Origin of the sequence: Eubacterium sp. AB3007, from assembly GCF_000688015.1 — a bacterium.
GTDB lineage: Bacteria > Bacillota > Clostridia > Peptostreptococcales > Anaerovoracaceae > Aminicella.
Genome location: NZ_JIAD01000001.1, coordinates 1,817,296 through 1,829,453, shown reverse-complemented (window position 1 = coordinate 1,829,453; position 12,158 = coordinate 1,817,296). Strand labels below are relative to the sequence as shown.

Annotated in this window: 11 protein-coding genes and 1 pseudogene; 2 read left to right on the top strand and 10 right to left on the bottom strand. The window is 45.5% G+C overall.

Annotated features, from left to right (window positions below):
• Positions 1–279 precede the first annotated feature (279 nt).
• The 8 genes and pseudogenes from P156_RS12215 to P156_RS12205 form a co-directional block, all read right to left on the bottom strand.
• The gene (locus P156_RS12215; RefSeq protein WP_051600866.1) at positions 280–816 is read right to left on the bottom strand and encodes a DapH/DapD/GlmU-related protein; all 537 of its coding nucleotides are present in this window, start codon (positions 814–816) and stop codon (positions 280–282) included.
• Between the two features lie 11 nt (positions 817–827).
• Positions 828–1,787 (bottom strand): glycosyltransferase family 2 protein, encoded by a 960-nt coding sequence (locus P156_RS0108680; protein ID WP_027869779.1) that lies wholly within the window; start codon positions 1,785–1,787, stop codon positions 828–830.
• Positions 1,788–2,069: 282 nt separating this feature from the next.
• The gene (locus P156_RS12210) at positions 2,070–3,245 is read right to left on the bottom strand and encodes a Coenzyme F420 hydrogenase/dehydrogenase, beta subunit C-terminal domain (RefSeq protein ID WP_081818528.1); all 1,176 of its coding nucleotides are present in this window, start codon (positions 3,243–3,245) and stop codon (positions 2,070–2,072) included.
• Positions 3,232–4,350 carry a polysaccharide pyruvyl transferase family protein gene (locus tag P156_RS0108670; RefSeq protein ID WP_027869777.1) on the bottom strand — a complete coding sequence of 373 codons (1,119 nt, stop codon included), beginning with the start codon at positions 4,348–4,350 and terminating at the stop codon, positions 3,232–3,234. The genes P156_RS12210 and P156_RS0108670 overlap by 14 nt, the downstream gene beginning before the upstream one ends.
• A gap of 4 nt (positions 4,351–4,354) precedes the next feature.
• Positions 4,355–5,182: a glycosyltransferase gene (locus P156_RS0108665; protein WP_051600865.1), complete on the bottom strand. Its 828-nt coding sequence runs from the start codon at positions 5,180–5,182 to the stop codon at positions 4,355–4,357.
• On the bottom strand, positions 5,172–5,777 hold the full coding sequence (locus P156_RS0108660; RefSeq protein WP_027869775.1) for a sugar transferase: 606 nt from the start codon (positions 5,775–5,777) through the stop codon (positions 5,172–5,174). Before P156_RS0108660 ends, P156_RS0108665 begins: the two co-directional genes overlap by 11 nt.
• 308 nt (positions 5,778–6,085) lie before the next feature.
• The gene (locus tag P156_RS13375; RefSeq protein WP_185752187.1) at positions 6,086–6,223 is read right to left on the bottom strand and encodes a hypothetical protein; all 138 of its coding nucleotides are present in this window, start codon (positions 6,221–6,223) and stop codon (positions 6,086–6,088) included.
• Positions 6,224–6,330: 107 nt separating this feature from the next.
• Positions 6,331–7,736, bottom strand: a pseudogene (locus P156_RS12205) (polysaccharide biosynthesis protein); the annotation flags it as partial.
• Between the two features lie 296 nt (positions 7,737–8,032).
• On the opposite strand from P156_RS12205, the gene P156_RS13745 reads away from it, so the two are divergent.
• A complete protein-coding gene (locus P156_RS13745; RefSeq protein ID WP_081818526.1) occupies positions 8,033–8,239 on the top strand; it encodes a DUF4160 domain-containing protein in 207 nt (68 codons plus the stop codon).
• A gap of 14 nt (positions 8,240–8,253) precedes the next feature.
• A complete protein-coding gene (locus P156_RS0108645; RefSeq protein WP_027869774.1) occupies positions 8,254–8,586 on the top strand; it encodes a DUF2442 domain-containing protein in 333 nt (110 codons plus the stop codon).
• A gap of 37 nt (positions 8,587–8,623) precedes the next feature.
• Here the strand turns inward: P156_RS0108645 and P156_RS12200 are convergent, their stop codons facing one another.
• The gene (locus P156_RS12200) at positions 8,624–10,720 is read right to left on the bottom strand and encodes a nucleoside-diphosphate sugar epimerase/dehydratase (RefSeq protein ID WP_242838711.1); all 2,097 of its coding nucleotides are present in this window, start codon (positions 10,718–10,720) and stop codon (positions 8,624–8,626) included.
• Positions 10,721–10,906: 186 nt separating this feature from the next.
• Positions 10,907–12,112: an ATP-binding protein gene (locus P156_RS0108635; protein ID WP_027869773.1), complete on the bottom strand. Its 1,206-nt coding sequence runs from the start codon at positions 12,110–12,112 to the stop codon at positions 10,907–10,909.
• Between the last annotated feature and the right edge of the window lie 46 nt (positions 12,113–12,158).

Genomic DNA, 12,158 nt, shown 5'->3' with positions numbered 1-12,158 from the left:
TCTGATCACGCCGATTGAAATCCTCAGACGACCTGTAATCATTATAATTTAAACCCTTTATTGTCTTATTAACACCTTTATTGTACCCTGCCCACAAAAATAACTGATATATTGCAAGCAAAACTAACACCAATGCAAGATTATACTTTACATAATGTATAGGGCCAAATAAATATAGAAGTATTGTGCCTACCAAATAAACCTGAATCCATTTCATGATATTGGGTAGCGATTGTTTAATTGTGTGCCCACTATTTACCATTTCTTGATCCCCATCATCTATCGTACCTTTCGATGAACCATGTTCTCCGGATGATTATCTGCATACTCTCTTGTTATCGGATATCCATATCCATATTTTTGTCCAGTAATCCGAAATTTATCCCAAGTACCGATTTTTTTCGCTGGATTTCCTCCAATGATAATATTACTTTCAGAGAATGAGTTTGCTACAACGCTCCCTGCTGCTACAATAATATTGTCAGCCAACTCAACACCATACATCAATATAGCACGCTCCCCAATAAAACAATTGTTCCCAATCGTTATATTCCCAAACAAATTTCCTATCGTTGGGCATACACTGTGGATGCTATAATCATGTGTGACAAAGCATACATCTGTACTTACAACAACATCGTTTTTGATTGTTATTAGGTACGGTTCATTTGTAATAATATTTGAATAAATTAAGCATCGCTCTCCAATCTCAACACCTTTCTTCCTGAAATAACGGTTAACGATTTCACCATATGCGTATCCTTTTCTTCCAATCATTTTCGCTTTTAATTTTGCTATTTGATATCCCAAATCCATACTTAATTACCTCATACGGAAACTAACTGATGTAGAGTTGAGTAAGCTTTACAAAGGCTAATCCTCCTATGCTTGACAAAACTCAAAAACAGTTGCTTCTTTTTATTGAATAAATACATGTATTTATTATTAACCCAATTTGGATAATCTTTTTCAAACTCATCAACTATTACGCGTATCTCTTTTCCCTTTTCGCCTGCCTTGCATGCATTCAGTACAGCACCATACATTACAGTTTTTATACCTAAATACTCTTTGACAGAAAGATCATCATTAATGTAATTGTTCTTGATAAATTCATAAGCTGTAAGCAATGATTTATATACACTTACGGAAGGTGTCTTTGAAGTTGACCCCTTTCTCATAAGATAATTGTAAAGAATCTTTTTAACAACAGTTATTTTTTGGGCTCTTGATTCAATACATGGAACATATGCAATATCTTCCCCATTTCGTAAATCCGGGACTTCCAAATCGAGTGTTAACTCCCTCTTATACATAATTAGCCACATTGCCGCTTTACTATATGCTATTAAATCATCTCTGCTTCCAGAAAAATTCTTTAGATAATGCATATCATCCACTCTATTACTCGACTCGTATACTTTTCTGTATTCACACATTACTAAATCAGCACCGTCCCGTAATAACGCCCGATGCATCTCTTCAACATAATTGTCCTCATACCAGTCATCAGAATCGCAAAAGGCCAAATACCTACCTTTTGCTAGACTAATACCATAGTTTCTAGATTTTGCTGGACCACAATTTTCATTGTTTTGCAAAACACGAAGTTCAAATGAAATATGCTTTCTTATTTCATTCAATTTTTCGAAAGTATTGTCGTTTGAACAGTCATCTATGCAAATCACTTCAAATTTTTTGTATGTTTGTCTTTCTAAGGCATAAATACACCGATCTATCCAGTCAGCACAATTGTAACAGGGGATGATTATTGATATCTCTATCATATGTAACTCGTATGTTGCTTTCAGAAGATAATAGCAACACTTTTCCTTTCTATTATCTCTGCGATTCATTACTCTCGAGCACAAGCACAGTAGATTCAACTATTTCGGGATCATCCTCTAAATGACCCCTAACAACACTGACCTCACCCTCAACTAGTGGATTCGCAGAATAACATGTTTCGCTAGATTAGATTAAGTACCATTAAGGATCGCTATTAGAGCAATCCCTATGAAAATAGATTGCAGTATTGGTTTACTGTCTGCTTAAACCAAATCACCTCATTATTTGATAATTCTTTTAAGTCGATTCTTTAGCCTGTATGGGATGTGATACTTTAAAAAACCAATCATGCGCTCCTTTCTAAATCTTTTTCGAAAATCTCTGTCAATAGTTTCTGCGTCAGTAACCGAAATGAAATCAATAATATCCTTATATTCTTCAGGAATACTGCTTGGCTTAGTAAGTTGCTCGTTAAGTTTAATTGCTTGTTCTAAGCTAATCCTTTTTACATCAACGTCAATGTAGTCTAGTAGACGCAACCCTTTCTCATTATTAGCAATAAAAAGTGAACATCCCTCTGAAACATCATAATTCAAACCAAGAGTTTCGGCCCCCCACATATCACCTAAAGTAATATCACCGGGTCTGAGCATGTTTGCATATCTACATTGATAGCAACTCTCTCTGTATGCCAATCCTTTCAGAAAATAAAAATAGTAGAATTCATTATAATAAAAGACTTTTTTCCTGATTATTCGTCTTGTACGTCTGTCCACTCCAAAGCAAATCCCGGCGAGACTCCATTTTGCATTTTGTTTGGATCGGAAATCATAATCACTTACATCAATATTATTCTTGTCTTCATACCAATCTATATATTTATCAAAGAATGCTTGCGAGGATACCCCATGGCACACTATATCTACAGTTATTAAATTCTCTACGTCTTCTTTAAGATAGCTTCTTAAGGAGGATACTTGGCAAGGTGTACCCGAAAAGAGAACAAGTCTATCCGAAATCAGATCTCTCCTCACTTCCTCAAACGAATTAGAACAATCACTTTGAACATATTTTGATCCATTAAGTCGATGAAGTTCTCCTAAACTTTCAATCCTAATATGCTTTGCTTTTAAGTGATCGACATATGCGCAGCCATAAACTACGCCTCCGCTATTTATCACATACTCTGCTAATGCTGAGAAAGCACCTCCACTCGTAGATCTTTTTAAAAAGGTATCATTATTTGATTTTACAGCAAATACTTTAGGCTCAAAATAATTCTCAATATGTTTATTATGATGACAGATATCATCACACACATTGCAATTAAGACAAATATCTGTATTAATATGAGGATACAAAAAACCTTTATTGTTTGCAATAAGTGATACACAGTGTTTTGGACATACTACAGCACATGCGCCGCATGCTGTACAATTATTATCAACCACAATCATTACTATCTAATACCCTTTTTAAGTAAAGATATGATTCCTTTCTAATTTTAGAAATCGTTATATTTACTTGGCTATAATCTATCGGTTCTGTAACTATTCTTTCTATGTTCTCATAATTCTCGACTATTCTTTCAGAAACGCCATACTGTTCTAAAAGATAACCTAATTTGTTCGCATTTGCACGAATTTGAGATATGAACTGTGTCCCAGTCTCTAAAGAAATAACAGAGCCATGAAACGTATCCGTAAACACTATTTCAGCGCCAGAAAACCATTTAATTATATCTAATGGATCAACATTAATATTTCTGTCACACCATCTATGATAATAACCAACACTATAAATCTTTAGTCCCCGCTTTCGGGCATAATCCTTGATTGCCTCTACAGTTTGATTGTCATTCATATTGTAATCATATGAATAAACAATACAGTACTTTTCAGGGTGCTCATTCTTAAAAGAATCCAGCACCTCGCCTTTTAATTGTTTGGGGAAATCATAAAGAAGCACAGGATCACAGACTATTATTGGTCGTTCACCAGTGTAATGCTCCACTAATTCCGCAGAATTTCTGTCTCTAACTGCAATATGCTTCAGATTCTTCAACCCAGCCTCAACCATTCCTCCAACGTTATGCTTATCTATTAGTTGTAGTGTTGTTGGTCCAAAACTTGCTGCGTACGATATTTCATATTTACAGGGCACCCCAATCCCGTAGTACCAAGGATTTGGTCCAGCTTCGACACTGAAAATTTCATCACTGCCAATTACAACTGCATCTAACCCTTTGGCCTCAGAATAATAATCTCCCACTAGACCTTGTGTTTTTCGGAATTCTGCTAATGTCTTTCTTTTCTTGATATTATAGACTGTCCTATCTACACCATTCGAAACCGCGTATTGAATATAGATGGGGATTGAGCGAATTGATATATTATATTTTCTTCCGATTTCAGCACCACCCATAAAATCGTAGTTCTTTTGGAATCTAAGAGCTCTTGCTTCATATCCCAATTCTTTTAGACACTGCTTTAATGCATATAATTGCAGATGAGCTCCGTGATTATGAACATCATAATGTGTAATTATCCCTGCTTTCTTCATTTGTTTACTTCCTCAAAAACTTCTCGTATAATAGTTTCTTTATCCACCCCGGAGTTCTAACGAAAACATTAATATATAACATATTCATTCTTGCTTCTTTTTTTGAAATCATATCGTTTTCCAACATAAAATCTTGCAGGACCTTCCACCCTGTAATACGCTCTTTGGATCCCCTCTTAGAATCGAATCCATTTCCCACACGGACATAGACTAGTGATTCATTAATGTTTTCCAGCTTACACCCTGCAGCAATCATATTTAACCACAGGTAATAGTCTTCAAGCAAAAGCAATGTTTTGTATCCACCACACTTTTCTAGGGCTGATTTCTTAATGCAAACTGTAACATGATTCATGGGATTTCTTTTCTTTCCCATCTGAACTATGTCTACATGCTGTGCTGGGCAAACCCTAACTCTCATATTGGGCTCATTTGGTGCCTGATTAAACTCTGCTATATCAGTCCCAAGAACATCAATTTCCGGATGTTCTTCCACATATGAGATCTGCTTCTCGAATCGTTTTGGATCGCTTATATCATCTGAATCCATTCGAAGAATATAATCCCCTGTGCATTTTTCCGCTCCAATACGTAGAGCTTCCCCCAATCCTCTGTTAATTTCCTGTGGATAGTATCTGACAACGTCCTCTTTACCTAATCTAAATCGGTCCAACACATCTAACGAAGCTGAAGTAAGAGGCCCATCAAAAACAACTACTATCTCATCCGGCTTTCGTGTTTGATCCTCATAAATGCTTTTTAGAGCTAACCTCAGAAATTCAGGAGAATCATTTTTATATACCGACATCAGTACTGAATATCTATTCTTCATTCTCATTCTCCTGCGTTGTATGCTTCTTCATTTCCCCAGTACCACCTTCAACTACACTATCATCATTTGTAAATACATGAAGAGAACCTAGGAAACAGATGATATCCATCTTCAAGCCAAGATTCTTCGTATACTCCTGGTCCAGTTTCGCTTTATCAGGAATCTCCAATTCGTCTCGCCCGTTAATTTGCGCCCAACCAGTGAGACCCGGTTTGACATCGTTTGCACCATACTTATCCCTTTCGGCGGTTAATACATCCTGATTCCAAAGCGCTGGCCTAGGGCCAATCACACTCATGTTCCCGATAAAGATATCCCAGATCTGCGGCAATTCATCCAGACTATGCGCCCGTAAAAACTTCCCAACCCTAGTTATATACTGGTCTGGATTCTCCAGCATATGAGTCGGGACATCATGTGGCGTTGACATCTTCATGCTTCTAAATTTATGTAACTTAAAGTACTGTTTATTCTGTCCGACTCTCTTCTGTGTGAAGAATACCGGACCTGGATCATCGATTTTAATGGCAAGAGAGATGCCTATTAATACAGGCGAAAGAACAACTAGTCCGCCAAAAGACAGGACTACGTCCAGTCCACGTTTTACATACTTATCATAGAAAGAGGGAGAATACTTAGATTCACCTACAGCCTCTAAATGACCTCTTTCACCGTCAGCATTCTCCACTTCTGATCCGTTCTCAACGAATACAACCCGCTTCCCTTCCATCGGGTTCTTTTCTTCCGGCTGGTCATCATAAACCGAAGAGCCCTTCTTCGCTTTCGCAACCATTGATAACGCAAGTAAAGACCCTCCGGTCAGTACTGCAGTTGTCTTGATGAAACGTTTCAGCTTACCTTTCTTTTTTGCCATCTATATTAATCCTTTGTTTCTAACTACCCTTATTCTACATTGATCGCCTTCCGCTTCATGGCTTCTCTCTGTTCCACGTAAGCTTCCGGCTTTTCTTCTGTTCCGTGTTCCCCTGCAGGATGATAGGTGTTCACCACTTCCGCCACCAGGTCACGGATGTTGTCCACGTCGTTTAAGGCGGAGCGAAGCTCCTGACGTGCTTGCACGTCGAGGACGAAGCGACTGCCTGCAATGAGCGCCAGGAGCTTCAGCTCCTCCGGGTTTCAGTGGGGGATTACACCACCACTGAAAGTCGGAGGTGGCTCCCTCCGCCTATAGGGGAGGGAGAAATCTGGCGCTCGTTATACGCCGCATTCATCAGGTCTTCGATCTCATCGATGAACTCATCGGTATCGAAGGGAATGGGCGATCCGATGTGGATCAGATCATTCGGAGTACTCTTCATGCCCTCTTCACTCATGAGCTTTTCTTCGAAGAGCTTCTCACCGGGACGCAGCCCCGTATATACGATTGGAATATCCACATTAGGAACAAGGCCCGACAGTCTGATCATGTTCTTCGCCAGATCATCGATCTTCATGGGAGTCCCCATATCCAGGACGAAGATCTCGCCGCCCTTGGCGTAGCTCCCCGCCTGCAGCACCAGTGACACTGCCTCCGGGATCGTCATGAAGTACCGGATGATATCCGGATGGGTCACGGTCACAGGACCGCCCTTGGCGATCTGTTCCCGGAACCGCGGGATCACGGAGCCGTTGCTTCCCAGAACATTTCCGAACCGTACCGCCGCGAATTCCGTCACCGGATGCTCTGGCATTTCCGGCCATTTCCGGCCTTGATTCTCGCTGTTGTCCGTATGGATATCCGGAATGTCCCGGGCTTTTCCGTCTTTGATCTTCTGGGCGAAGGCCTGGACCACCATCTCGCAGAGCCGCTTGCTGGCTCCCATGATGTTCACCGGGTTCACTGCCTTATCCGTAGAGATCAGCACGAACCTCTTGGTCCCGAACAGCATGGCCGCATAGGCCGTGTAATAGGTGCCCAGCGCATTGTTCTTGATGGCCTCACAGGGGCTGTCCTCCATGAGAGGAACATGCTTGTGAGCCGCCGCATGATAGACGATGTCCGGACGGTAGTCCATGAACACCTTCTTCACTCTGCGGCTGTTTCTCACTGATCCGATCAGCACCACCAGGTCCAGATCGGGGTATTTATCGTTCAGCTCAAGCTTGATGGCGTGGGCATTATTCTCATATACGTCGAAGATAATGAGCTGCTTGGGATCGTGGGCCGCGATCTGCCGACAGAGCTCGGATCCGATGGAACCGCCTCCTCCTGTGACCAGGATCACCTTGCCCGTAAGCTCCTGGAAGATCTCATCCATATTGACCCGGATGGGCTCTCTGCCCAGCAGGTCCTCCACCTCCACCTTTCCATGGCAGAAGCGCTGGGGATGGCCAGGTAGATCTTATCGATATCGTACTTCTTCACCTTCTCCGGGATGTGCTGGCGTCCGCCCGCAACGATCACGCCATCGATGGTCCGTCCCCACTTGTTGGGGTTGTCATCGATGAAGCAGCAGACCTCTTCTTTTACAACAGAAGCACGCCGGATGTCCCGCAGGCTTACCCGGGTCAGCTCCGTGTAACTTGCAAACCGCCAGATACTGCGGTAAAGCCTGCACAGGGTGAACACTACAACACAGATGACAGAGCATAGGGCAGTGCGAACTTCTTCCACGACTCCAGGTATTCCGGCTAGGTCATCGAGAAGCTGCAGTCAAACCGAATCCAAAGCGCAAGGAAATACGACATCGTGACTGTATGTTGTCCTGGACATGCGTGTCTGTCTCGTAAAGGATCTTGTCCACATAATACAGGCCTCTGAACCGCCCTCCCGCCCGACGCAGGAATTCCTCAGCCAGCTGAGGATGGTCTGCATATAGTGATGATGTATTATCTATCTAACAGTCGTGAATCCGATCGACATTTTCACGGTATCGTGACATCGTTGAAAACGGGGAGCATACTGCGGAAGTCACCATTCAGGATGGGATCATCCTCGAGGGAGATCTTCCGCCCAAGGCTTTGTCTATGGTCAGAGAATGGATCAGCATCAACAGCGCTAATCTCATGACTATATGGGACAGCCAGGAGTTTTGTAAGATAGCTCCTCTCGAATAAACAGGAGGTTTAGCATGTTTCACAAAATCAAGAATATGATACCGTTGCCGGACTATGTTCTGAATGTGCAGTTCGCCGATGGCGTGACCAAGCAGTATGACATGAAGCTGCTGTTTGAACGCTATCCGATGATCTCGCCGCTGCGAGATCATCCGGAACTCTACTATTCCGCAGCGATCGATCTCGGAAGATATGGCGTCGTCTGGAACGATGACATCGATATCGCCTGTGATGAACTGTATCACAATGGCAAGCTTGTCAATGGACAGGATATCTGTAAATTTGACAAGCAATGGGTAGTCTCCGCTGAAGCGATGAGACGAGAATATGGGATGCCGAAGGAATAGATGCTCTCAGAGGTTCCATCCGCCGCACGAGTGTTGGCTACTGTACCTTCTTCTCCATCGCCTTCCTCTGCGCCAGATAGGCATTCCCCTTGAACTCGGTACCATGTCTGCCCGCGGGGTGGTAGGAGGGAACTACCTCGGCTATCAGGTGGCGGATGTCCTCCTCCCGGTCGTCGTAGGCGGCTTCCATCAGGCCCTGGAGCTGGGTGACGAAGGCGTCCTCGTCAAACTCCAGGGGACGGCCGATGTTGATCAGCTCGTTCCGGGTGCTGGTCAGGCCTTCCTCGTCCATGAGGCGTTCCTCGTAGAGCTTCTCTCCGGGGCGGAGACCGGTGTAGATGATCTGGATGTCCACGTCAGGCTTGTGCCCGGACAGCAGGATCATGTTCCGGGCCAGCTCGTCGATCTTGACCGGCGTACCCATGTCCAGAACGAATATATGCCCTCCACCTCCAAACGTGGAGGCGGTGAGGACCAGGGCTGCGGCCTCTGGGATGGTCATGAAATACCGGATGATATCCGGGTGGGTCACGGTGACGGGCCCGCCCGCGGCGATTTGCTCGCGGAAGCGGGGGATCACGGAGCCGTTGCTCCCCAGCACGTTGCCGAACCGGACGGCCACGAACTCGGTGGCGGGTCGGTCGGGGATCACCAGGTTGTCGATATCCTCCCGGTTGGTCCCGGTGTGGGCGTGCAGGTCAGGAAGCTCCGAGGCGCAGCCCTTCTCGATTTTCCGTGCAAAGGTCTGGACGATCATCTCGCACAGCCGCTTGCTGGCACCCATGACGTTCACGGGGTTGACGGCTTTGTCCGTAGAGATCAGGACGAACTTGCGCACGCCGTAAGCCATGGCGGCGAAGGCCGTGTAGTAAGTGCCGATGGCGTTGTTCTTGATGGCCTCGCAGGGGCTGTCCTCCATCAGCGGCACGTGCTTGTGGGCGGCCGCGTGGAAGACGATGTCCGGGCGGTAGTCCCGCATCACTTGCTTGATGCGGCGGCTGTTGCGGACCGATCCGATGAGCACCACCAGATCCAGATCCGGGTACTTGTCGGAAAGCTCCAGCTTGATGGCGTGAGCGTTGTTCTCGTAGATATCGAATATGATCAGCCGTTTCAGGTTCTCCACGGCGGCTACCTGGCGGCAGAGCTCGCTGCCGATGCTTCCGCCTCCGCCGGTAATGAGGACGGTCTTCCCCTCCAGGGACTCCCGAAGCTCCCGGGACTTCATCTTGACGGGCTCCCGGCCAAGCAGATCCTCTACCTCGACCTTCTTCAGGTCGCTGACGGTCACCTTGCCGAGGGCCAGCTGATATACGCCCGGCAGGGTCATGAGCTCGCAGTCCGTCACCTTGCAGATGTCCAGGATCTGCTTCCGCTCCTGTCCGGAGATGCTGGGCAGGGCCACGTAGATCTTGCTGATGCGGTACTTCTCCACCGCTCGAGGGATCTCGTAGCGGCCGCCCACCACTTCCACATTGTCGATGGTGCGTCCCCACTTGTTCTGGTTGTCGTCGACGAAACACCGGACCTCGTCGGTAACCTCAGGGGCCCGCCTCAGCTCCCTAAGGAGCAGGGTTCCGGCGGCGCCCGCGCCCACGATCATGGCGTTGTTGGCATCCTGCTTGTGGCGGCTGTTCCGTAGCAGAAGCACAAAACGATAGGCGAACCGGATGCTGACGATCATCACGAACTGGACGACGATCCCGATGATGTAGTAGGAAACGGGCATACGCTTGTACAGCAGGGTGATCCCTACGATGTGAAGGACCCCCGTGACGACAGTGGCCATGGTCACCCGCTGTAGTTCCCGGAAACTGGCGAACCGCCAGATACTCTTGTATAGTTTCAGCACCCAAAATACCGCCACACTGAGGATGGCGTAGATAGGTGCGAACCGCAAAAAAGCCTCCAGGTAGATCTGGGGGATCAGGGAGATCCGCAGGTCAAACCGCAACAGCAGCGCAAAGAAAAAAGAAAAGGTCACAGCCAGCGCATCGTATACAACGAGGTAGGCGGTGACCCACTGCCAGTGCTCTAGCCCACGGCGTTGGTTCTGTTGATCCTGATCTGACTTGTCTGATACCCGCTTGGTGTGCGGCATTCCTCGTTCCTTCTTTCTCTCAAAATGCGTCATATAATTCTATCATAACGAAAATATTAGGTCAACAGATCATAAGAAAATGGATAAAAATAGATATATATTATAGAAATGATTTTTTAAGGCGGGGTGAAGGCTTTGTGCCACCAAAAAACCCGCGCCGATGGGCGCGGGGTAACCGCCATACCGTGCGGGGACGTTAGGAGGTTTCGCGCAACACAGTTAGCGCAGCAACCATTCCAAGGCGTTGATCTGTTTGATTCCATTGTGAGAAGTCATTGGAACAAAATCCATGGTGATCAGGTATTTCGGATTATGATCCTTGATACTTTCCAACGGCGCAAGCTCACGTGCGAGGGTTTTGCCGTCGGCGTCAATTACAGTGTACGCCACCTGATAGTATTCTTCCCCCTCGTCACCTATTGCAACAAAATCAACCTCTGCTGACCCAACCTTTCCAATGTGTATTTCATAGCCCCGACGCAGCAGTTCCAGGTATACGACATTTTCCAGAATATGCCCCAGATCGACCCGCCTGCTGCCAAGCAGATAGTAGCGCAAACCAATGTCGGAGAGATAATACTTGCTGCCGGTCGTAAGGTACTGCTTCCCTTTCACATCATATCTACCTACCTTGTAAAGGACAAAACTGTCAACAAGCGCGGAGAGGTAGTTTTCCACCGTAGGCGCAGAGATCTTGCGCCCATTGGAGGTCATGGTGTTCGCGATCCTGGTTGCGGAGCACAGATTGCCAATGTTGTCAAACATAAAGCGGATCACACTATCGAGCATCCCGGCATCGGATATATGATGCCTTGCAACGACGTCTTTCAGGACAATGGAAGTATAGATTCCTTCCAGATATGCACGGATATCCCGGCGGCGGGATAATTGCAGAATATAGGGGAACGATCCATTCTGAATATAGCGTTGGTACTTCATTTGCAGATCCGTATCATCTTCCGATGCGGATATGTATTCCTTAAAGGAAAGGGGCAGCATCTTGATCTCAACATAACGACCGGAGAGAAGGGTCGCCAACTCGCCGGACAGCATATAGGCGTTTGACCCCGTGATATACACATCACAGGTTGGCTTGAGAAGCAGACCATCCACCGCCTTCTGAAAATCCGGAACTGTCTGTACTTCATCGATGAAGATATAATTCATTTTGTCGGGGATCAGACGCCCGTTAACCAGATCGTAGAGTTGCTTATAATCCTGTATCTCGAAATACTCAGGGTCTTCAAGATTGATACGGATGATCTGATCTTCCCCGACGCCATCCTTACGCAGATACTCACAGTATAAATCAAACAAAGTTGATTTTCCGCAGCGGCGGATCCCTGTCACTACTTTTATAAGCTGTTTTTCCCGGAAGCTGATAAGCTGTTCCATATAGACCGGACGTTTGATAAGGGCATGCATAACTCACACCTCCTTTTGCAAAATAAGTTTACTATACTGTCACCAA

Excerpts from the sequence above, each read along its gene's own strand:
- P156_RS12215 (WP_051600866.1), bottom strand. The coding sequence starts at position 816 with ATGGATTTGGGATATCAAATAGCAAAATTAAAAGCGAAAATGATTGGA.
- P156_RS0108680 (WP_027869779.1), bottom strand. The coding sequence starts at position 1,787 with ATGATAGAGATATCAATAATCATCCCCTGTTACAATTGTGCTGACTGG.
- P156_RS12210 (WP_081818528.1), bottom strand. The coding sequence starts at position 3,245 with ATGATTGTGGTTGATAATAATTGTACAGCATGCGGCGCATGTGCTGTA.
- P156_RS0108670 (WP_027869777.1), bottom strand. The coding sequence starts at position 4,350 with ATGAAGAAAGCAGGGATAATTACACATTATGATGTTCATAATCACGGA.
- P156_RS0108665 (WP_051600865.1), bottom strand. The coding sequence starts at position 5,182 with ATGAAGAATAGATATTCAGTACTGATGTCGGTATATAAAAATGATTCT.
- P156_RS0108645 (WP_027869774.1), top strand. The coding sequence starts at position 8,254 with ATGTTTCACAAAATCAAGAATATGATACCGTTGCCGGACTATGTTCTG.
- P156_RS12200 (WP_242838711.1), bottom strand. The coding sequence starts at position 10,720 with ATGACGCATTTTGAGAGAAAGAAGGAACGAGGAATGCCGCACACCAAG.
- P156_RS0108635 (WP_027869773.1), bottom strand. The coding sequence starts at position 12,112 with ATGCATGCCCTTATCAAACGTCCGGTCTATATGGAACAGCTTATCAGC.